This window comes from Caloranaerobacter longqiensis, from assembly GCF_050286925.1.
In the GTDB taxonomy this organism is placed as follows: domain Bacteria; phylum Bacillota; class Clostridia; order Tissierellales; family Thermohalobacteraceae; genus Caloranaerobacter.
On sequence record NZ_JBFWFX010000004.1, the window covers coordinates 164,289 to 184,882 of the forward strand.

Annotated in this window: 23 protein-coding genes; all 23 read left to right on the forward strand. The window is 30.1% G+C overall.

What is annotated here, in order from left to right; all coding sequences use genetic code 11:
* The first annotated feature begins 19 nt into the window (after nucleotides 1-19).
* The 23 genes from rsxE (at nucleotide 20) to rplU (ending at nucleotide 20,589) form a co-directional block, all read left to right on the forward strand.
* Entirely contained in the window at nucleotides 20-622 is a 603-nt protein-coding gene (rsxE, locus tag AB4Y15_RS05515; RefSeq protein ID WP_427338965.1) for an electron transport complex subunit RsxE, read from the forward strand.
* 13 nt (nucleotides 623-635) lie between these two features.
* Nucleotides 636-1,217, forward strand: a complete 582-nt coding sequence (rsxA, locus tag AB4Y15_RS05520) for an electron transport complex subunit RsxA (RefSeq protein ID WP_427338966.1) — start codon at nucleotides 636-638, stop codon at nucleotides 1,215-1,217.
* A gap of 12 nt (nucleotides 1,218-1,229) precedes the next feature.
* Nucleotides 1,230-2,207, forward strand: a complete 978-nt coding sequence (locus tag AB4Y15_RS05525; RefSeq protein WP_427338967.1) for an RnfABCDGE type electron transport complex subunit B — start codon at nucleotides 1,230-1,232, stop codon at nucleotides 2,205-2,207.
* Between the two features lie 264 nt (nucleotides 2,208-2,471).
* Nucleotides 2,472-2,855: a NusG domain II-containing protein gene (locus AB4Y15_RS05530; RefSeq protein WP_427338969.1), complete on the forward strand. Its 384-nt coding sequence runs from the start codon at nucleotides 2,472-2,474 to the stop codon at nucleotides 2,853-2,855.
* A 5-nt stretch (nucleotides 2,856-2,860) separates the two neighbouring features.
* The gene (locus AB4Y15_RS05535) at nucleotides 2,861-3,376 is read left to right on the forward strand and encodes a Gx transporter family protein (RefSeq protein WP_427338970.1); all 516 of its coding nucleotides are present in this window, start codon (nucleotides 2,861-2,863) and stop codon (nucleotides 3,374-3,376) included.
* A gap of 17 nt (nucleotides 3,377-3,393) precedes the next feature.
* Nucleotides 3,394-3,645 carry a DUF4321 domain-containing protein gene (locus AB4Y15_RS05540; protein ID WP_427338972.1) on the forward strand — a complete coding sequence of 84 codons (252 nt, stop codon included), beginning with the start codon at nucleotides 3,394-3,396 and terminating at the stop codon, nucleotides 3,643-3,645.
* An 8-nt stretch (nucleotides 3,646-3,653) separates the two neighbouring features.
* Entirely contained in the window at nucleotides 3,654-4,238 is a 585-nt protein-coding gene (locus AB4Y15_RS05545) for a Maf family protein (protein ID WP_427338973.1), read from the forward strand.
* Between the two features lie 15 nt (nucleotides 4,239-4,253).
* Nucleotides 4,254-4,949 (forward strand): RadC family protein, encoded by a 696-nt coding sequence (radC, locus tag AB4Y15_RS05550; protein ID WP_427338974.1) that lies wholly within the window; start codon nucleotides 4,254-4,256, stop codon nucleotides 4,947-4,949.
* A gap of 24 nt (nucleotides 4,950-4,973) precedes the next feature.
* A complete protein-coding gene (locus tag AB4Y15_RS05555) occupies nucleotides 4,974-6,005 on the forward strand; it encodes a rod shape-determining protein (RefSeq protein ID WP_427338975.1) in 1,032 nt (343 codons plus the stop codon).
* Between the two features lie 28 nt (nucleotides 6,006-6,033).
* The gene (gene mreC / locus AB4Y15_RS05560) at nucleotides 6,034-6,876 is read left to right on the forward strand and encodes a rod shape-determining protein MreC (RefSeq protein WP_427338976.1); all 843 of its coding nucleotides are present in this window, start codon (nucleotides 6,034-6,036) and stop codon (nucleotides 6,874-6,876) included.
* Between the two features lie 10 nt (nucleotides 6,877-6,886).
* On the forward strand, nucleotides 6,887-7,366 hold the full coding sequence (gene mreD, locus AB4Y15_RS05565; RefSeq protein ID WP_427338977.1) for a rod shape-determining protein MreD: 480 nt from the start codon (nucleotides 6,887-6,889) through the stop codon (nucleotides 7,364-7,366).
* A gap of 22 nt (nucleotides 7,367-7,388) precedes the next feature.
* A complete protein-coding gene (locus AB4Y15_RS05570; protein ID WP_427338978.1) occupies nucleotides 7,389-10,733 on the forward strand; it encodes a penicillin-binding transpeptidase domain-containing protein in 3,345 nt (1,114 codons plus the stop codon).
* Nucleotides 10,734-10,834: 101 nt separating this feature from the next.
* Entirely contained in the window at nucleotides 10,835-11,482 is a 648-nt protein-coding gene (gene minC / locus AB4Y15_RS05575; protein ID WP_427338979.1) for a septum site-determining protein MinC, read from the forward strand.
* Nucleotides 11,483-11,501: 19 nt separating this feature from the next.
* Nucleotides 11,502-12,296, forward strand: coding sequence for a septum site-determining protein MinD (minD, locus tag AB4Y15_RS05580; RefSeq protein WP_427338981.1), 795 nt, complete (start codon nucleotides 11,502-11,504; stop codon nucleotides 12,294-12,296).
* 19 nt (nucleotides 12,297-12,315) lie between these two features.
* Entirely contained in the window at nucleotides 12,316-12,609 is a 294-nt protein-coding gene (minE, locus tag AB4Y15_RS05585) for a cell division topological specificity factor MinE (RefSeq protein WP_427338982.1), read from the forward strand.
* On the forward strand, nucleotides 12,609-13,034 hold the full coding sequence (gene mgsA / locus AB4Y15_RS05590) for a methylglyoxal synthase (protein WP_427338983.1): 426 nt from the start codon (nucleotides 12,609-12,611) through the stop codon (nucleotides 13,032-13,034). Before minE ends, mgsA begins: the two co-directional genes overlap by 1 nt.
* 190 nt (nucleotides 13,035-13,224) lie before the next feature.
* Nucleotides 13,225-13,938: a murein hydrolase activator EnvC family protein gene (locus AB4Y15_RS05595; RefSeq protein ID WP_427338985.1), complete on the forward strand. Its 714-nt coding sequence runs from the start codon at nucleotides 13,225-13,227 to the stop codon at nucleotides 13,936-13,938.
* Between the two features lie 11 nt (nucleotides 13,939-13,949).
* A complete protein-coding gene (locus tag AB4Y15_RS05600) occupies nucleotides 13,950-14,831 on the forward strand; it encodes a M50 family metallopeptidase (protein ID WP_427338986.1) in 882 nt (293 codons plus the stop codon).
* A 39-nt stretch (nucleotides 14,832-14,870) separates the two neighbouring features.
* On the forward strand, nucleotides 14,871-16,712 hold the full coding sequence (locus tag AB4Y15_RS05605; protein WP_427338987.1) for a TIGR03960 family B12-binding radical SAM protein: 1,842 nt from the start codon (nucleotides 14,871-14,873) through the stop codon (nucleotides 16,710-16,712).
* Complete coding sequence (locus AB4Y15_RS05610) at nucleotides 16,712-17,422, forward strand: TIGR03936 family radical SAM-associated protein (RefSeq protein WP_427338988.1); 711 nt, start codon at nucleotides 16,712-16,714, stop codon at nucleotides 17,420-17,422. The genes AB4Y15_RS05605 and AB4Y15_RS05610 overlap by 1 nt, the downstream gene beginning before the upstream one ends.
* 11 nt (nucleotides 17,423-17,433) lie before the next feature.
* Entirely contained in the window at nucleotides 17,434-18,939 is a 1,506-nt protein-coding gene (locus tag AB4Y15_RS05615; protein WP_427338989.1) for an Rne/Rng family ribonuclease, read from the forward strand.
* A gap of 34 nt (nucleotides 18,940-18,973) precedes the next feature.
* Complete coding sequence (locus tag AB4Y15_RS05620; protein ID WP_427338991.1) at nucleotides 18,974-20,101, forward strand: glycerate kinase; 1,128 nt, start codon at nucleotides 18,974-18,976, stop codon at nucleotides 20,099-20,101.
* A 176-nt stretch (nucleotides 20,102-20,277) separates the two neighbouring features.
* The gene (gene rplU, locus AB4Y15_RS05625) at nucleotides 20,278-20,589 is read left to right on the forward strand and encodes a 50S ribosomal protein L21 (protein ID WP_427338993.1); all 312 of its coding nucleotides are present in this window, start codon (nucleotides 20,278-20,280) and stop codon (nucleotides 20,587-20,589) included.
* The last annotated feature ends 5 nt before the right edge of the window (nucleotides 20,590-20,594 follow it).

The window sequence follows — 20,594 nt, forward strand, 5'->3', positions numbered from 1 at the left end:
CGGGCTTGGAGGTGTAGAGATGAAATTTATAGATAATTTAAAAAATGGTTTATTAAAAGAAAATCCGACATTTGTGCAGCTTTTAGGTATGTGTCCGACATTGGCTGTAACAACAACAGCCTCTGACGGTATGGCAATGGGATTGGCGACAACTACTGTATTAATAAGTTCAAACTTTGTTATATCTTTATTGAGAAAATTTATACCAAGTAAAATTAGGATACCTTCTTATATAGTAATAATAGCTACATTTGTTACTCTAATTGAAATGTTTATGCATGCTTATGCTATTGATTTATATAGGTCTTTAGGCTTGTTTATACCTTTAATTGTTGTTAACTGTTTAATATTGGGTAGAGCTGAGTCTTTTGCTTCAAAGAATAATCCTGTTGATTCAATAGTAGACGGAATTGGTATGGGATTAGGATTTACATGGGCTCTTACTCTTTTGGGAATTATAAGAGAGTTGCTTGGAGCAGGAAGTGTATTTGGAATTCAAATATTAGGTGAAGCTTTCAAACCAGCTCTAATAATGATATTACCTCCGGGAGCTTTCTTAGCATTAGGTGTTTTAATAGGATTATTTAACTGGCTAAAGTCGAGAAAGACTGCTAGAGTATAGAGGGGGTTTGTAGATGAGTATAGGAGGATTATTTGCAATATTAATAAGCGCAATGCTTGTGAATAACTTTGTACTTTCAAGATTCTTAGGTATTTGCCCTTTCCTTGGAGTATCTAAGCAGGTAGAAACTGCTTTTGGTATGGGAATGGCTGTAACATTCGTAATGACTTTGTCATCTATTATAACTTATGTTGTACATCATACTATACTAGTGAGTTTAGGATTAGAATATTTACAAACTATTGCTTTTATCTTAATAATTGCTTCATTAGTTCAGTTAGTTGAGATGTTTATTCAAAAGATGAGTCCAACGTTATACCAAGCTTTAGGGGTATATTTACCACTTATTACTACAAATTGTGCGGTATTGGGATTGGCAATAATTAATATTCAAGAGGATTATAATCTAATAGAAACTATTGTTCATTCATTAGGTGCATCTATAGGTTTCTCTTTAGCAATAGTACTTTTTGCTGGTATTAGAGAGAGGTTAGCATTAGCCGATGTACCTGAATCTTTAAAAGGATTTCCGATTGCTTTAATAACAGCAGGATTAATGTCAATAGCATTTTTAGGCTTTACTGGTCTTGTATAGGAGGTGATAGTAGTGTCTACTAGTATTATATATTCAGTATTAAGTTTAGGTGGTTTGGGATTATTATTTGGTATCGGATTAGCAATTGCTTCAAAGGTGTTTGCTGTAGAGGTTGACCCAAAGGTTGAAGCAATAAGAGAAGCATTGCCAGGAGCAAATTGTGGTGCATGTGGATTCCCGGGATGTGACGGCTTTGCAAATGCAGTAGCTAGTGGCAAAGCTCCAGTAAATGGGTGTCCAGTTGGGGGAGCTGCGACGGCTGAAAAATTGGGCGAAATTATGGGAGTAGCTGCTAAGGTAGGAGAAAAGAAAGTAGCTAGGGTTATATGTCAAGGTACTTCATGTAATGCCACAGAGAAATATGAGTATTTAGGAATTAAAGACTGTAAAGCAGCTGCTATGGTTGCAGGAGGAAGTAAATCTTGTCAGTATGGATGTTTAGGATTAGGAACTTGCGTTGAAGCATGTCAGTTTGATGCAATAGAAATTGTTGATGGAATAGCAAAAATAAATCCAGAGAAATGTACTGCATGTGGTAAATGTATAGAGGTATGTCCAAAATCTGTAATAGTAATGGTACCGTATGAACAAGAAGTTTTTGTAGATTGTAATAGTAAGGAGTTTGGAAAAGAAGTTAAATCAAAATGTACTGTTGGATGTATTGGTTGTAAAATTTGTGTAAAATTTTGTCCATTTGATGCAATAGAATTCGAAAACAACTTAGCAAAGATTAACTATGACAAATGTACTAATTGTATGATTTGTGCAGAGAAATGTCCGACTAATGCTATATCAGCTAATTTTGAAAAAAGAAAAAAAGCCTATATTGATGAAGAAAAGTGTGTAGGATGCACAATTTGTAAGAAACAATGTCCAGTAGATGCTATAGAAGGAGAGTTAAAAGAGAAACATAAAATATTAGAAGATAAGTGTGTAGGTTGCGGTCTATGTGCTCAGAAATGTCCTAAAGATGCAATTGAACTCAAATAAGCTTACCCTGCTATTTATAGCAGGGTTTTATTCTTGTGATTAACTAAATGTAAGACAATGAACAGGGTTCGTTGTTTTAAGGCTGTTGTATAATTAATAAAGACAAATAGCAAATGACGAAATATCAAAGACCAATTGGCTTTTGAACGCTTTAATGAAAAAATTGTTACTTGTATTTAGATAATATAAGTGGTAAACTAAAACTGTGATAATATGTATGTTCTGTATACATTTACATTTCATAGACTTTGAAAGGTGTTTTCTATGACAAGATGGGACAAGTATCTTATTTTCTTTATAATATTGTCAAGTATAATAGGTTTTAGTATAGTTAGAAGCGATATAAGTAAATCGGACTATAAGTATATAAGGATAGCAGTAAATGGAGAAGTTATTAAAAAGATTACTTTTGATAAAAACATGATTGGAAAGACTATTGATATAAGAACACAATATGGTTATAACAAGATTGAAATTGGTGATGGTAAGGTTAGAGTAATAGATGCAGATTGTCCTGATAAATTAGATGTTAAGCAGGGTTGGATATCAAAACCTGGAGAAATTATAGTTTGCCTACCACATAAATTGACTATTGAAATAGTGGGAGAAAATGAAACAGATGATGAAATAGATGATATAAGCTACTAGAAAGAGTGAGTAAAGTGAATAATACTAAAAAACTTATTTTTTTATCATTATTGGTAGCATTAGGACTTGCGCTAAGCATATTTGAATCTTTCATACCATTACCTTTTATCGCGCCTGGAGCAAAATTAGGTTTAGCCAATATTGTAATTTTATCGACCTTAATTATATTTGGGTATAAAGAAGCTCTGACAGTAGTAGTATTAAGAAGTATAGCATTTAGCTTGGCAACTGGAAGTGTTACAAGTTTATTTTATAGTTTAACTGGGAGCTTACTAAGCTTATTTGCAATGTACTTTGCATATAGATTTTTATCAAGGATTTTTAGTGTTATAGGTATAAGTATTATAGGAGCTATTTTTCATAATATAGGACAAATAAGTGTTGCAAGTATTATGATGGAAAATATCAAGATATTTTCATATTTACCAGTTATGAATTTAGTTAGTTTATTTACTGGATATTTTGTAGGTTTAAGCACTCTTTATACGACAAAACATTTAAAAAAAATATTTAATTTATGATTCTAAGGAGGGTTATAATGAGATCTAGAACTAGAAACCCGTGGGTTTTATTTTTATTGTTAATTACGGGAATTGTAATTGGTGGTATAATTGGGGATTTGCTAAGTGATAAGATACCTATATTGGCATATAATTATGCAATAGGATTGAAATCTCCAATACATTTAGACCTAAAAGTAATCAGTTTGACTTTTGGTATAGCTATAGATGTTAGTGTTGCAAGTGTAATTGGTTTGATAATCTCAGTATTTATATACAGAAAATTGTAGGTGATAGCATGCAAAAGAAAATAATTTTGGCTTCAGGTTCACCTAGAAGAAAAGAATTATTATCTAAATTCAATATTGATTTTGATATTGTGCAAAGTGATACACTAGAGATAATTAATGATTTTGATGAGCCAAAGCAAACAGCTATGTCTCTAGCATTTCAGAAAGCAAATGATGTATCTCTAAAAATGAAAAATGGAGAAATAGTAATTGCAGCTGATACTATTGTTGTTTTTAAAGATAAAATATTAGGTAAACCACGTAATGAAGATGAAGCATTTGAAATGTTGTCTAAATTAAGTGGTAAAACCCATTCTGTAATTACGGGTTTTGCGATTATTGAGACAGGCACATATAATAAGGTTATTGACTATGCTGAAACAATTGTCAAGTTTAAAGACTTGACTTTAGATCGAATAAAGAGATATATTAAAACTGGTGAATATTTAGACAAAGCAGGTGCTTATGCTATACAAGGCTACGGTTCAATATTTGTAGAATGGATAAAAGGTTCTTATTGGAATGTGGTGGGTTTACCGATATCAAAATTAGATAGTGTTTTAGAAAAATACTTTGGAGTAAGACTATTATAGAATGGGTTGATATGAATGGGTGGAGTGGATAATTATACCATAAAAGACTTACCAGAGGAAGAAAGACCAAGAGAAAAGTTATTTAAATTTGGTCCTAAAGCATTATCAAATTCTGAATTATTAGCTATAATTATAAGAACAGGAAATAGGAAGTACACAGCTATTGAACTATCTCAAAGAATACTTTCTATGGACAAAAGTGGGTTGAGATATTTAACTGAATTAACATTCGAAGAGCTGACTCAGCTTAATGGGATTGGAAAGTGCAAAGCAGCTCAAATTATTGCAGCAATTGAGCTTGGTAAGAGATTGTCTTCTTTTAATGCAGAAAGTAGAATAAAGGTAACTTGTCCCCATGATGTAGTTAATATTTTAATGGAAGAAATGAGGTATTTAAAGAAAGAGTATTTTAAAACTATTTTGTTAGATACAAAAAATAATATAATTGCGATAGAAAATACTTCTATTGGGAGTTTAAATTCTTCAATAGTACATCCTAGAGAAGTATTTAAAGAAGCAATAAAAAGAAGTAGTGCTTCGATAATTATAGTACACAATCACCCTAGTGGGGATCCGACACCTAGTAAAGAAGATATAAATATTACCAAAAGACTTGTAGAAGGGGGAAAAATTTTAGGGATAGATTTGCTAGATCACATCATTATTGGGGATGGAAAATATGTAAGTCTAAAAGAGAAAAACATAATATAAGATGAAATAGGGAGGAGCAAAAAGATGGGCATCTTAAATATCTTTTCAAGAGATATGGGAATAGACTTGGGAACAGCAAATACATTAGTATATGTCAAAGGGAAAGGGATAATCATTAGAGAGCCTTCAGTTGTAGCTATTAGATCAAAAACAAATCAGGTTTTAGCTGTTGGTGAGGAAGCTAAGAGAATGATAGGTAGAACACCTGGTGATATAATTGCAATTAGACCAATGAAAGATGGTGTTATAGCAGATTTTGATGTTACTCAAAGTATGTTAAAGCATTTTATTAAAAAAGCATATCCCAGACGTTCTTTAGTACAGCCTAGAGTGGTAGTATGTGTACCGTCTGGGGTAACAGAGGTTGAAAAAAGAGCAGTAGAGGAAGCTGCTAGACAAGCTGGTGCTAGAGAAGCGCACCTTATTGAGGAACCTATGGCGGCAGCTATTGGTGCAGGTCTTCCTGTACAAGAACCAACAGGTAGTATGGTTGTAGATATTGGTGGCGGAACTACCGAAGTTGCTATTATTTCACTTGGTGGAATAGTAACGAGCAAATCAATAAGAGTTGGTGGAGATGAATTAGATGAATCAATCATCTATTATATTAAAAAAGAATACAATTTAATGATTGGAGAGAGAACTGCTGAAGAAGTAAAAATACAGATAGGTTCAGCAGATTTAAACCCAAAAACTCAAGATAAGAAAATGAAAATAAGAGGTAGGGATTTGGTAACAGGACTACCTAAAACTATAGAGATATGTGCAGCAGAGATTCTAACTGCTATGAAAGAACCAGTTTCAAGTATAATTGATGCTATAAAATATACTTTAGAAAAAACTCCACCTGAATTAGCAGCTGATATTATGGAACAGGGTATTATGCTTACTGGTGGTGGTGCATTACTTGATGGGTTAGATAGATTAATAAAGAAAGAAACAGGAATGCCTGTTCACATTGCTGAAAACCCATTAGACTGTGTAGTCTTAGGAACAGGTAAAGCACTTGAAGAGATAGAAACTTTAAGGAGAGTGTTAATTACTACAAATAGGTAATAATGGTTGGTGATGAAGTGTGCATAAAATGAAAAAGTATAGAAGTAGAATGGTAGTGGCTTTAGTCGCTATCATTCTACTTATTATAATAGGATTAACTTCCAAAGATAGACAAAGTATTACATCAATAGAAAATTTAACAGGGAAAATAGTTACACCAATTCAAGAATTGTTTTATACAGTTGATCAGAAAATTACTAATGCAATAAAGTCTGTAACTAATATATTTAAATTAAAAGAAGAAAATGAAAGAATGAAAGCGGAAATACTAAAACTAAAAGAAGAAAATAGAAAGATGGAAGATATTATAAGTCGTGCTGAGTACCTGAAGAATGAAGCTATTATGCTTGAAAAATCAAAATATACTTTTATAAAAGCAAAAATTATAGGTAAGGATCCTGGAAATTGGTTTGATAGATTTGTAATTAATAAGGGAAGAAAAGATGGTATTAAAGAGGGAAGTATAATTATTAAAGCTATTAAGTTAGATGAAGATATTATTGAAGAAGGATTGGTTGGAAAGGTAATTGAAGTTGGTGACAATTGGTCTAAAGTTTTAGCTATAGTCGATGAAGGTAGCAAAGTCAGTTTTAAAGTAATTCGTACTCAAGATGGTGGTATTTTAAATGGAAGTATAGATGGGGAAATGAGTGGATATCTATTTGATTCTGATGCCGATATTGTAGAGGGGGACAAGCTTATAACTTCAGGACTAGGAGAAGTTTTTGTTGAAGGATTTTATATAGGCAAAATAAAAAAAGTAATAAAAAAGGGAAATGATTTAGTAAAGCGAATTTTAGTTGAGCCTGCTATTAATTTTAAAAAATTAGATTATGTCTATGTAATCACAGGGGTTAAGGAATATAAGTGAGGGATAGCTAATGCCTTTTAAAATGATTTTATTGATAATTTTTAATTTTGTACTGCAAACCACTATATTTCAACATTTAAGAGTATTTGGTATACTGCCAAATACAACTTTGATTATTCTAATATGTATTTCTGTGTTAAAAGGGAAAAAAGTAGGCTCTTTTATAGGTTTGATTATTGGTTTTATTCAAGATATACTTTTCTTTAATGTTATTGGAATTAATGCATTTATATATTTTGTTGTAGGATATCTAATTGGTTCGATAAATGACAAAATATATAAAGATAGTTCTTTTATACCTTTTGTGCTAACAGCTTTTTCAACAGTTTTTTATCATCTAGTATATTCTTTTTTTATGTATTTTTTATCAGTTAACTATAATTATCTTTATTTATTAAGAAAGATAATTTTTATTGAGCTAATTTATAATAGTTTACTTTCTGTATTCATTTACAAGTTGGTTGTAAAATTACAAGAAGACCTTCTGTAAATTCAGATAGAAGAGTGAGAAGGTGATAGTATTGACTTTTAGAGAAAAAATAAAAAACAGATATAATATCTTGTTAATTATTCTTACAATAGTATTTCTTTTAGTTGCTTTCAGATTATCAACACTTACTATAGTACTAGGAGATGAATATAGAGAAATATCTGATAATAAAAGAGTTAAGCAGATACCGATAACAGCAGCAAGAGGGGAAATAAGAGACAGATATGGGCGATTATTAGCAGGCAATAAACCAAGTTTTATTGTTCAAATTGTTAAGGATGAAATAGATAAAAATAGAAATGAAGTAGCATTAAAACTGATTAAAATTTTAGAAGAAGAGGGAGAAAATTATTTAGATGAATTTCCAATTAAACTTGATGTAATAACTTATAAGGATGATAGTGAATATATAGAGAACTTCAAAGAACCAGAAAAAGAAATTGTAGAAATTATATTAAAAAACAAATTAATTAAGGATATTATAAAGTTGTACTATACTCATAACAGTAATGATAGTAATTTTACCGTAAGTATTGCAGATAGAATTAAAACTATCTTAAAGAATAATGGTATAACAGTCCCTATTTTGATTAATGTAGACAGTAATTCAAAAGAAGTTAGATTCGAATACGATAAAAAATATGATATACAGAAATGGAAATCAGAAAACAAATTACCATCAAAGCAAAATCCTGAAATAGATTTTATTTTATTGATAGAAAAGAATAAAGAGATATTGAATAAAGTGATAAAAAATCCTATTGTAAGAAGATTAGTGTTTTCATATCTTGATAACAAAGGGTTAGTAGAGAATTTTGAACTGCATGATTACATGTTTAAATTTGATGAGGAATATAAAAAAATAAAAAGAGATTTAATTAAAAACTTTGGTAAAATTACAATAAATTCAACGGCTAAAGATGATTTTGTTAGTATTGTACTTGAGACATCAATAGATAATTTGATTAGCAAAGTATTTATTAAAGAAAATAATAAGTCAGATAAGAAACAAGAGATAATACCCGCGAAAATTCTAATAGATAATTTAAAAAATAGAGGAGTTTATTTGCCTATTGATATTGAAATAGATAGAGAAAATAAAAGTGTTTCATTTAAATATATAGATGAGAAGAGTAAAAAAATATTTTGTCAAAAAGAAGAGATTAGTGAAGAATTATCACCTATAAAAGCATTAATAGAAGTTGGGAAAAAAACGGGGCTCATTTATGATTTAATAACAGACAAAAATATAAAGTACTTTGCCCAGGAAATAGTTCTTAATAATGGGATAAATCCTAAAATATCGGTTAAAGATTTTGAATATGTTCCTATAAGAAATAAAATAAATTGGCTAAAAAAATACAAACTACCTGAAGATAGTAGTGCTAGTGATGCATTTAATTTATTAAGAGATAAGTATAAAATAGATGCTAAGCTAAGTAAATATGAAGCAAGATATATAATGCTTATAATAGAACAGCTAAAAAAACAAGGATACAGAGCATATCATCCTATTAATATTGCTTATGGTATTAAACCTAGTACAGTTTCTAAAATATCAGAAAACAATTTAGATTTAACAGGTGTTTATGTATCCGTTGAACCTGTTAGATACTACCCTATGGGTAATACAGCTGCTCATATACTTGGATATTTAGGTAAAATATCACAAAGTTATGAGATAGAGAAATATATTAAAAAATTAGGGTATTCTCCTGATGATATTATAGGGAAAACAGGTATTGAAGAGAAATTTGAGCAGTATTTAAAGGGGAAAGATGGTTCTAAGTATGTAGAAGTAGATGTTCTTGGGAATACTATAAAAGTTATAAAAGAAGAAAAAGCTGTTCCAGGAAATAATGTTTATTTGACTATTGATGCTAAATTGCAGCAAGTGGCTGAAAGTGCATTAAAACAAGCATTAGAAGAGATACAAAAAGGTGGAGAGTTCAAGAGTAAATGGGGTAATTATGACTATAAAGAGAGTTTTAAAAATGCAACATCAGGTGCAGTAGTTGCAATAGATGTAAAGACAGGAGAAGTTCTTGCTTTAGCAAGTTATCCTGCTTATGATCCAAATTTGTTCGCAACAGGAATTACTGAAGATGATTGGGAAAGTTTGATGCCAAAACATCCTGAAGATCCTCTTGCGCCTAGACCTTTATACAATATAGCTATACAAACAGCCATACAGCCTGGTTCAACTTTTAAGATGATTACAGCTTTGGCAGCTTTAGAAGCAGGAATTGATCCTAAGACTAAAATAGTTGATATGGGATATTTAAAATTAGGTAATAAAACTTTTGGATGTTGGATATGGAATGATAGAAGGGGTACTCATGGCCCAGAAAATTTATATGAGGCTATAAGAGACTCTTGTAACTATTATTTTTATACAGTTACTTTAGGTAAAAATTTAAGAACAGGCAGAGAATTAGGAGTTAAAGTAGAGATTGATGATATTTTAAGATTAGCACAGGAATTTGGACTAAATGATAAAACAGGAATAGAAATTAATATACCGAACGAAGCTTCTGGTGGAGTTCCAAATCCACAAATTAAAATAATTTCTATTAAAAGAAGTTTAAGAAGATTTCTGAATAAAAATTTAAAAAATTATATGAAACAAGATGATATTTCAGAAAAAGATTTACAAAATATAATAGACACTATTGTTAGTTGGGTTGAATTAGAAAAGTTGCTTACCAGAAATGAAGTTATAAAAAATCTATCAAAATTGGGTGTAGACCCATATAAAGTAAATGATAAGGGAATAAGTATAGCAGATATTATAAAATATAGTTACCTAAACCAAGCTTCTTGGAAACAAGCAGATACTTTAAATATTTCTATTGGACAAGGACAAAGTAAATATACACCAATTCAGATAGCTAATTATATAGCAACACTTGTTAATGGTGGAATAAGACATAAGGTAAGTGTTATTGATAAGATTGAAACTTATAATGGAGAAATAATTGAATATAGCGATAATAGAGATGATGCTTATAAGATTAAATTGAAAGATTACAGTCATTTAGATGAAGTTAAAAAAGGTATGGGATTAGTAACTACTGAGGGTACTGCAAGAAAAATATTTAAAAATTTTCCTGTAAAAGTAGGTGGGAAAACAGGTACTGCCCAAAACGAAGCTATAAATCCTGTAACAGGTGAAAAATATGACCCTTATGCATGGTTTGTAGGGTTTGCACCTTATGATGATCCAGAAATAGCTGTAGCTGTAGTAATATTTCAAGGTGGACATGGAGGGTATGCAGCACCGGTTGCTAAAGAAGTTATTGCTCAGTATCTAGGGTTAAATAATGTAGAGGAAAAATTTGAATATAATAATAAATTAGTAAGGTAGTGCTGCCTTACTAATTTATTTTTTTCTATTAAGAAAAGAAGGATTTATAACAGTTTTGAAGAATATTTTTAGTTAACAGCATTGTTGCGGAGGCGTTAGACATGGATGAAAATTTAGTAATTTTTAAAGGAAAGAAGGAAGGAATTTATATTTATATAAAAGAAGGTAACTTTCAAAATATAAAAATGCAGCTAGAGGAAAAATTAGAAAAGGCAAAGGGATTCTTTCAAGGAGGAAAAGTTAAATGTATTAAAGGGAAGAAACTTTCACCTGAGGAAAAAAGAGAGCTTATAATATTAATTCAAAATAAATATGGTGTTAGTGTTGATGAAGAACATAGTCTAGAAGAAAGTAGTAAGCAAATATCTGAAACTAACTTACATACAGAAAGCTTCTTTGAGGGTATTAAAGAAGGTAAGACTAAATTTATCAGGGCCACAATAAGGTCTGGTCAATATGTAGAGTATGATGGAAATTTAGTTATATTAGGAGATGTAAATGCTGGTGCTGAAATTAAAGCAAAAGGCAATATTATTATCTTAGGGGCATTAAGGGGTATTGCACATGCTGGATGTGATGGAAATAAAGATGCAATTGTTGCGGCGTTTAGCTTACAACCTACTCAACTTAGAATAGCTGAAATTATAGCACGTAGTCCTGATGATGAAAAAGATAAACCTAAGTGGCCAGAGGTAGCAAGTATAAGAGATGGAAAAATGTTAATAGAACCTTACTTAACTAAAAAATAATTAATAGGAGGCTGGAAAAATGGGAGAAGTGATTGTAATAACTTCAGGTAAAGGAGGAGTTGGCAAAACTACAACGACAGCTAATTTAGGAGCAGGACTTGTGATGAATGGAAAAAAAGTTGTTGTAGTAGACGCAGATATTGGATTGAGGAATTTAGATGTTGTTATGGGACTTGAAAATAGAATAGTTTATGATATTGTTGATGTTGTAGAGAAAGTTTGTAGACTAAAACAAGGGTTGATAAAAGATAAAAGATATGATGGGTTGTATTTATTGCCGGCAGCACAGACAAAAGATAAGACAGCAGTAACTCCTGAACAGATGCAGGAGTTATGTGAAGATTTAAAAGAAATGTTTGACTATGTTTTGATAGATTGTCCTGCAGGAATAGAACAAGGTTTCCAAAATGCTATTGCTGGAGCAGATAAAGCTATAGTTGTAACAACACCAGAAATCTCAGCTGTAAGAGATGCGGACAGAATAATAGGGCTTTTAGAAGCCAAAGGCTTACATAATCCTAAGTTAATTATAAATAGGATTAGACAAGATATGGTAAAAAGAGGCGATATGATGAATATAGACGATATGATAGACATTTTAGCGATAGAATTGCTTGGTGTTGTACCTGATGATGAAGCGATTGTCATATCAACTAATAAAGGTGAACCAGTAGTTGGTGATGAAAAAGCTTTATCTGGTAAAGCATACAGGAATATATCGAGGAGAATTCTAGGAGAAGAAGTACCGCTATTAGATTTAGAAGTAGAAGATGGTATGTTGTCTAAGCTTAAGAAGTTGATATTTGGGAAATAGTAATAAGGGGGGTGTTGTTTTGGATTTGTTAAGATTATTCGGGAAGAATGAAGTAAACAGCAAAACGGTTGCAAAAGAGAGATTGAAGTTAGTTCTCATTCACGATAGAGCTAATGTATCTCCACGCTTTTTAGAAATGATAAAAGGTGATATAATAAGAGTGATATCAGATTATATGGATATAGACGAAGAAGGATTAGATATTAAGTTAACACGTACAAGAAGGGAAAGTGATAATTCCCCTATACCCGCTTTAGTAGCCAACATACCAATTATAAAGATGAAGGAAAAGGCAATTGAAAAACAAACATAATGAAAGAGGGGTTGGAGAAACATATGAAAATAGCATTGATAGCACATGATAAAAAGAAAAAACAAATAGTTAATTTTGCACTAGCTTATAAAGATATTTTAAAAAATCATAAATTGTATGCTACAGGAACGACTGGAAAACTTATAAATGAAGCTACAGGTCTTGATGTTCATAGATTTTTATCTGGACCTTTAGGTGGAGACCAACAGATAGGGGCTTTAGTGGCAAATAACGAAATAGATATGGTTATATTTATCAGAGATCCGTTAACAGCCCAACCTCATGAACCAGATATTTTAGCATTGATGAGATTGTGTGATGTGCACGGAATTCCTTTAGCTACTAATATAGCTACTGCTGAATTGTTAATAAAATCAATGCAAAGAGGAGATATGGAATGGAGAAAAATTGTGAATAAGTATTAAAGGCGACAGTTAGGCGATTAGTGTCGCCTTTATTTTTTTTGAATTTTTCGTAGAAATGTTATTTTTATAAATAAATTATTTTATTGACAGATTCAAAGATAATTAAGTTGTGTGTCAGTTATTAATTGTAATAAAAAAGTAGTGAAAAAAATAATAATATAGTAAATTCAATATTTAGGGGATGAAATATATGGGAAAACGAAAACTTATTTTTAAACTTTTTCCTATAAGAGTTAAAAGAGATTATGTATACAGAACTAAACAGAAGAGTAGTTATAAAAAGCTATTTTATCAACTGTTAGTTAGTATAATAATTATTCTTTTGATAATTTTTATTAAATCTTTTAATACAAGTTTTACAAATAATGCTATTAGATTAGTTGAAAATACATTAAAATATGATTATGATTTTAAAAAATTAGGGCATAAGATACTGATGTATGCAAAGGGGAGCAGTAAAGAACTAGATAAAGCAGTTTCAGTTTTTAAATATCAAAATAATATAAAGATAGATTCGTATTCCACTCCCGCTACAGGTATAGTTTATAAAAAATTCGGCCAAATCAAGAAAGGAGATATAACTATCTTTCACAGAGGTATAGATATACTTTCAAATGATAAAAACATTTATTCAATTGGTGATGGGATTATAAGTGAAATTTATAAAGATAAAATTTTAGGTGAATGTATTGAAGTTGATTTTGGTGAAATAGAAGCAGTTTATGCACATTTAGACGACATATATGTAAAAGTAGGTCAGAAAATAACTAAAGACGAGGTGTTGGGGACATTAAAAGAAGATATTAATGGATATAAAATACTGCATTTTGAAATATGGAAAGATAATGCACCTGTAAATCCATTAGATTATATAAGTATAAGTATTAGTAATTCAAATAATTAATGGGGGATTAAATGACAATTTTTCGTATTGGTCAATTTAAAATAAAAATAAATTATTTATTATTTATACTTTTTATGTTATATTTTATAATTGGGTATTTTAGTGAAGTGATTGTAATATTTTTTTCTGTTTTAATACATGAACTTGCTCATGTTTATTTAGCATTTAAGTTAGGCTTTAAAGTGAATTGTGTTGAACTGTTTCCATTTGGAGGGGTTGCAAGGTTAGAGGGGTTAATTGGTACAGAACCGTTAAATGAAGTTAAGATAGCTATCATTGGACCAGCTATAAATCTTTTATTAGCAGTTGTTTTGATATTTACAAAAAAATACTTATTTGAAAACCAAATCATTGTTTTATTTATTAAAACTAATATGATTTTAGCATTTATTAATTTATTACCAATTTTACCTTTAGATGGTGGCAGAATATTTAGAGCTATATTGTCTTTAAATTTAGGAATAAAAAAAGCTACATTATTTGTTTTGAAATTTACTTATATATTATCTGCAGTAATGATTTTTATCGGGGTGCTACTTTTTATTAGAAATGTGTATGGGGTTTATTTGATTCTATTTTTTATTTTTATAATTATAGCTGCCAAAAAAGAAAAGGATATGGCAGTTTTTATTTTCCTAAAGCAGATAATTTGCAAAAATCAGAAAATGTCAGAATATGGCATATATAGAGTACAACATATTATTTGTTTAAATGATATGAAAATAAAATCAGTTATTGAGAATTTCATTCCTAGTAAGTATCACATAATAACTGTAATAGATAGGGAAGGTAATGTAATTGAAACACTTTATGAAAAACAAATTTTAGAGGGTGTAATTAAATATGGTTATGATATAACTATAGAAAAACTACTAAATAAAAGAGAAAAGTGATAGAATATATTTAGACATTTTGATAGTAAGGGTGATGAGATGATAAATAAAGATACACTAGATAAAATTCTTTCAAGAGTTGAAAAACCAGCAAGATATATTGGTAATGAGATAAACAGCTATAATAAAAATACAAAAGAAGTAAAGGTGAGATTTGCTTTTGCTTTTCCTGATATTTACGAAGTTGGTATGTCACATCTTGGATTACATATATTATATAATCTTTTAAACAAAGAGGAAGATGTATTCTGTGAAAGAGTGTTTGCACCATGGGTTGATATGGAACATGAACTAAGAAAAAATAATATTCCACTTTATGCTTTAGAAAGTAAAGATCCAATAAATGAATTTGACTTTGTTGGTTTTACATTGCAGTATGAAATGAGTTATACTAACGTTTTGAATATGCTTAATTTAGGTCATATACCTTTGCTTTCTAAAGACAGAAAAGAAGGAGATCCATTTATTATAGCTGGTGGACCATGTGTTTATAATCCAGAACCTTTAGCTGATATAATTGATTTTTTTGTAATTGGTGAATCAGAAGAACTGATATTAGAAATAATTGAGGTATATAAAAAGTGGAAAGAAAATAACAGGACAAGAGAAGAATTTTTAGAAGATGTAAGTCAAATTCAAGGCGTATATGTGCCAAAGTTTTATGAAGTCAAATATAATCAAGACGGTACTATAAAAGAATTTAGACCAAAAGCAGAAAAATATCCTAGTGTAATAAAGAAAAGAATAATTAAGAATTTAGACGAAGTTTACTTCCCAGATAGAGTTATAGTTCCATATATTGAGACAGTGCATGATAGAGTGATGTTAGAGATTTTTAGAGGATGTACTAGAGGATGTAGATTTTGTCAAGCAGGAATGATATATAGACCTGTAAGGGAAAGAAGTGTAGATAGATTATTAGATTATGCACAAAAATTAATTGAAACGACAGGTCATGAAGAAATTTCTTTATCTTCATTATCAACAAGTGACTATTCAAGACTTGAAGAATTAGTAAAGAGTTTAATTAATAGGTTTAAAGATAAGAAGATAGGTCTTTCATTACCATCTTTAAGACTTGACTCTTTTTCTCTTGATATAATTCAGGAGATACAGAAAGTTCGTAAAACAGGACTTACTTTTGCACCAGAAGCTGGTAGTCAAAGACTTAGAGATATAATAAATAAGGGTATAAATGAAGAAGATTTAATAAATTCAGTAAAAGATGCTTTTTATTTAGGTTGGTCTACTGTTAAGTTGTATTTTATGATAGGACTTCCGTATGAAAATTATGATGATATTCTTGGAATAAAAGATTTAGCTTATAAGGTTAAAGATATCTATTTTGGATTGCCTAAGGATAAGAGAAAAGGGAATTTAAAAGTGACAGTCAGCACATCATGTTTTGTTCCAAAACCATTTACACCTTTTCAATGGTTTGGTCAAGATACTATTGAAACGTTTAAGGAGAAGCAAAGATATTTAGCAAGTAATATAAAAGATAAGAAGATTACTTACAATTTTCATGACCCAGAACTAAGTTTTCTTGAAGCTGTTTTTGCTAGAGGAGATAGAAGATTGTCAAAAGCTTTAATAAGAGCATGGCAAAAAGGTTGTAAATTTGATGGATGGGCTGATTACTTTAATTATGAAAAATGGATGGAAACCTTTAGAGAAACAGGAATCGATCCAAGCTTTTATGCAAATAGACATAGAGAATATGATGAAGTATTACCTTGGGATTTTATTGATGTAGGAGTTTCCAAAAAGTACTTAATCAAAGAAAATGAAAAGGCTAAAGAAGGTATATTAACTAGAGATTGTAGAAAAGGTTGTACTGGATGTGGGATTAATATTAGCTTTACAGGTGGTGTTTGCTAATGAGTACGATTAGAGTAAGATTCTCAAAAAAAGACGATATGAAATATATTTCACATTTAGACTTAATGCGATTACTCCAAAGAGCCTTTAGAAGAGCCGATATACCAGTAAGATATAGTCAGGGTTTTAATCCACATCCAAAATTTTCATTAGCTACAGCCCTTCCAATTGGAGTAACAAGTGATGGAGAATATATGGATGTCGAGTTAGAAAATGAAATTGATAGAGATGAGTTTATTAGCAGGCTTAATGATGTATTACCTAACGGAATTAAAATCCTTTCAGGGAAATATGTAAAAACAGGTAAATCATTGATGTCGCTAATAGAATGGTCTGATTATGTTATAGAATTTTATGTAACTAGTAATATTAGTAAAGAAGATATAGAAAATTGCATAAGAGAAATTCTTAAAAAAGATGAGATTTATATAAAAAAAGTTAAAATAAAAAACAAAAAAGAGATAATAAAAGAAGTTGATATAAGAAGTAGTATCAAAAATTTAAAATTGCTAGTTATTGAAGATAAAAGAGTTATTATTAAAGCAACTTTAAAATCGGGTAGCAAAGGCAATTTGAAGCCTAAATATATAATAGATGTAATAAAAAAGATTGGAAATATAGAAATAGTAGACGATAGCATAAAAATTCACAGATTAGAGTTATATTCTCAGAAGAATAATAAATTGGTTTCACCTTTAAATTGTGAATAGGAGAAGATTTTATGGCTGAGATTATAATAGATATTGGATTAAATCAAAATAGGGTAGCAATTTTGGAAAATGGAGATTTGGTTGAATTATATGTTGAAGAGGAGAATAAAAGACTTCTTGGAAATATTTACAAAGGAAGGGTAGTTAATGTATTACCAGGGATGGAAGCTGCTTTTGTAGACATTGGTTTGGACAAAAATGCTTTTTTGTATGTTAAAGATGCTATATCGAGTGATCTTTTAGGCAGCGAAGATATAAATTTTAAAGATATTTCTATTAGAGATGTTGTAAAACCTGGTCAAGAGTTGCTTGTTCAAGTAGTAAAAGAGCCAATAGGTACTAAAGGGCCAAGAATATCGACTCATATTACTCTACCAGGTAAATATGTGGTTTTGATGCCAGAAACAAATCAAATTGGTATATCGAGAAAAATTACAGAGGAAGAGGAAAGAGATAGGTTAAAGAAAATAGTTGAAGAGAACAAACCAGAAAATATGGGAGTTATATTACGAACGGCAAGTGCTGGTGTAGAAGAGGATTTAATTATCAAAGATATTGAATTTTTAATAAAACTATATGAGAAAATAAAAAGGGAAGGTAAAATAGGATATGCGCCTAAGTTAATATATAGAGAATTAGATTTAATAGATAGAATAGTACGTGATTTTTTTGGTGATGATATACAGAGGTTAGTTATTAATGATAGAGAAAAGTATAAAAATATTTTGGAATTAATTGATGAAACAATGCCTCATTTGAAATCTAAAATACACTATTTTGACGAATGTTATGATATTTTTAAGCATTTTGGAATAGAAGCGATGATTAAAAATGCATTAGAACGTAAAGTATGGCTAAAAAGTGGAGGATACATAGTAATAGATGAAACAGAGGCTCTTACTTCAATAGATGTTAATACAGGTAAATTTGTAGGAAGTGTTAATTTAGAAGATACTGTTTTGAAAACAAATATTGAAGCTGCTAAGGAAATTGCTAAACAATTAAGACTAAGAAATATAGGTGGCATAATTATTATAGATTTTATTGATATGAAGAATAGTGAAGATATAAAATATGTTATTGATTGTTTAGAAAATGAGCTAAAAAAAGATAAGGTAAAAACAACGATATTAGGAATGACTAGATTAGGTTTATTAGAAATGACTCGGAAAAAAGATAGAAAAAAATTATCTTCAAAGTTTTATAAAAATTGTCCTCACTGTGAAGGAAAAGGGAAAATTATTTCCGATAGTTCAATTTTAAATCTTATAGAAAAGGAGATAAAGAGAATAAAAATTCATACAAATTCAAATGCTGTTATTTTTGACTTAAATATATCTTATAAAGAAACAATAGATTCTAAATTCGAGAATAATATTAAACTTATTGAAGATAAATTTGGAATTAAAATTTTTATAAATTATATAGACAGCATTAATTTAAAAGAAATTAAAATTAGGAGCATGGGTAAATTAGAGAATATAAAAGTGCTTTTTGAAAACATAAAAAGCAAATAACAAATACTTGTTTCAAAATAAGGAGTTGAAAGATATGAAAATATTAGTCGCACCCGATTCATTTAAAGGAAGCCTTACAGCTCTTGAAGTAGCAGAATGTATAGAAAATGGTATATTAGAAGTTTTACCTAATGCACAAGTAATTAAAGTACCTATGGCAGATGGTGGTGAAGGAACCGTAAGAGCTTTAGTAGATGCAAATAAAGGCGAAATTATTTATAAAGAAGTAACTGGTCCATTAGGAACTCCTGTAAATGCTTTTTTTGGTATTTTAGGTGATGGAAAAAGGGCAGTAATTGAAATGGCGGCTGCTTCAGGTTTGCCATTAGTACCTAAAGACAAAGCTAATCCTATGATAACTACTACTTATGGAACTGGTGAGTTAATAAAACATGCATTAGACTTTGGAGTAGAGGAATTGATTATTGGTATAGGTGGTAGTGCAACTAATGATGCAGGTGTTGGGATGGCACAAGCTTTAGGAATACGCTTTTTAGATGAAAATGGTGAAGAAATAGGATTTGGTGGGAAGGAATTAATTAGAATAAAGGAAATAGATATTAGTGGCTTAGATAAAAGAATATTGAAAACTGAAATTAAAGTAGCTTGCGATGTAACAAATCCTTTATATGGTCCAAATGGAGCAGCTTTTGTTTATGCTCCTCAAAAAGGAGCTGATGAAGAAATGGTTAAATTATTAGATAAAAATCTAAAACATTTTGCAGAGGTTGTTAAAAATCAGTTAGGAATAGATGTTCAGAATATACCAGGAGCAGGAGCTGCTGGAGGATTAGGTGCTGGAATTGTTGCGTTTTTAGGTGGTAAACTATTACCAGGAATTAAAATTATACTTGAAGCAAATAATTTTGCTGAAAAATTAAATGGAGTAAAATTAGTTATAACTGGTGAAGGCAGAATAGATGGACAAACAGTAAATGGCAAGACGCCAATAGGAGTTGCAAAGGAAGCGAAAAAGCTAGGTATACCAGTAATAGCTATTGCAGGTACTTTAGGACATGATGCAAATTTAGTATTGAAAGAGGGGATAGATGCAATTTTTAGCATTACTCAAAAACCAGCAACTTTAGAAGAGGCAATTGAATATACTTCTGAGTGGATAAAAAGTACAACAAGTCAGATAGTTAAGGTTTTTGTAATGTAATGGCTACAAGTGCTAAGGCAATGGCTTTCTCAAATGCAAATGATATATAACAATAATTACAGGTTGACAAAATAATAATAATTTGATAGAATTTGTACTTGTAGGTAGCCGCACAATGCAGGTTTAAAAACTTAGTACCTGGCATTGGCGAGACAGGATAGAGGAGGTGTGAAGGAATGTACGCTGTAATTGAAACTGGCGGTAAACAGTACAGAGTTCAAGAAGGAGATACTCTTTTCATTGAAAAGGTAGCTGGAAACGAAGGGGAAATTATTAAGTTTGATAAGGTTTTATTAGTTTCAAATGGTGGAGAAGTAAAAATAGGGAAGCCTTTCGTTGAAGGAGCTACAGTAGATGCAAAGATAGTAGAACATGGAAAAGGCAAAAAGATAATAGTATTTAAGTATAAGGCTAAAAAGGATTACAGAAGAAAGCAAGGACATCGCCAGCCATATACTAAAGTTGTAATTGAAAAGATTAATGGATAGTGTTA

Bases quoted from the DNA above. Each gene is read 5' to 3' on its own strand.
- minD (WP_427338981.1), top strand. From the start codon at position 11,502: ATGGGAGAAGTGATTGTAATAACTTCAGGTAAAGGAGGAGTTGGCAAA.
- rsxE (WP_427338965.1), top strand. From the start codon at position 20: ATGAAATTTATAGATAATTTAAAAAATGGTTTATTAAAAGAAAATCCG.
- mreC (WP_427338976.1), top strand. From the start codon at position 6,034: ATGAAAAAGTATAGAAGTAGAATGGTAGTGGCTTTAGTCGCTATCATT.
- mreD (WP_427338977.1), top strand. From the start codon at position 6,887: ATGCCTTTTAAAATGATTTTATTGATAATTTTTAATTTTGTACTGCAA.
- AB4Y15_RS05540 (WP_427338972.1), top strand. From the start codon at position 3,394: ATGAGATCTAGAACTAGAAACCCGTGGGTTTTATTTTTATTGTTAATT.
- rplU (WP_427338993.1), top strand. From the start codon at position 20,278: ATGTACGCTGTAATTGAAACTGGCGGTAAACAGTACAGAGTTCAAGAA.
- AB4Y15_RS05620 (WP_427338991.1), top strand. From the start codon at position 18,974: ATGAAAATATTAGTCGCACCCGATTCATTTAAAGGAAGCCTTACAGCT.
- AB4Y15_RS05615 (WP_427338989.1), top strand. From the start codon at position 17,434: ATGGCTGAGATTATAATAGATATTGGATTAAATCAAAATAGGGTAGCA.
- minC (WP_427338979.1), top strand. From the start codon at position 10,835: ATGGATGAAAATTTAGTAATTTTTAAAGGAAAGAAGGAAGGAATTTAT.
- AB4Y15_RS05555 (WP_427338975.1), top strand. From the start codon at position 4,974: ATGGGCATCTTAAATATCTTTTCAAGAGATATGGGAATAGACTTGGGA.
- AB4Y15_RS05605 (WP_427338987.1), top strand. From the start codon at position 14,871: ATGATAAATAAAGATACACTAGATAAAATTCTTTCAAGAGTTGAAAAA.
- radC (WP_427338974.1), top strand. From the start codon at position 4,254: ATGGGTGGAGTGGATAATTATACCATAAAAGACTTACCAGAGGAAGAA.
- AB4Y15_RS05610 (WP_427338988.1), top strand. From the start codon at position 16,712: ATGAGTACGATTAGAGTAAGATTCTCAAAAAAAGACGATATGAAATAT.
- AB4Y15_RS05600 (WP_427338986.1), top strand. From the start codon at position 13,950: ATGACAATTTTTCGTATTGGTCAATTTAAAATAAAAATAAATTATTTA.
- AB4Y15_RS05545 (WP_427338973.1), top strand. From the start codon at position 3,654: ATGCAAAAGAAAATAATTTTGGCTTCAGGTTCACCTAGAAGAAAAGAA.
- AB4Y15_RS05530 (WP_427338969.1), top strand. From the start codon at position 2,472: ATGACAAGATGGGACAAGTATCTTATTTTCTTTATAATATTGTCAAGT.
- AB4Y15_RS05595 (WP_427338985.1), top strand. From the start codon at position 13,225: ATGGGAAAACGAAAACTTATTTTTAAACTTTTTCCTATAAGAGTTAAA.
- rsxA (WP_427338966.1), top strand. From the start codon at position 636: ATGAGTATAGGAGGATTATTTGCAATATTAATAAGCGCAATGCTTGTG.
- mgsA (WP_427338983.1), top strand. From the start codon at position 12,609: ATGAAAGAGGGGTTGGAGAAACATATGAAAATAGCATTGATAGCACAT.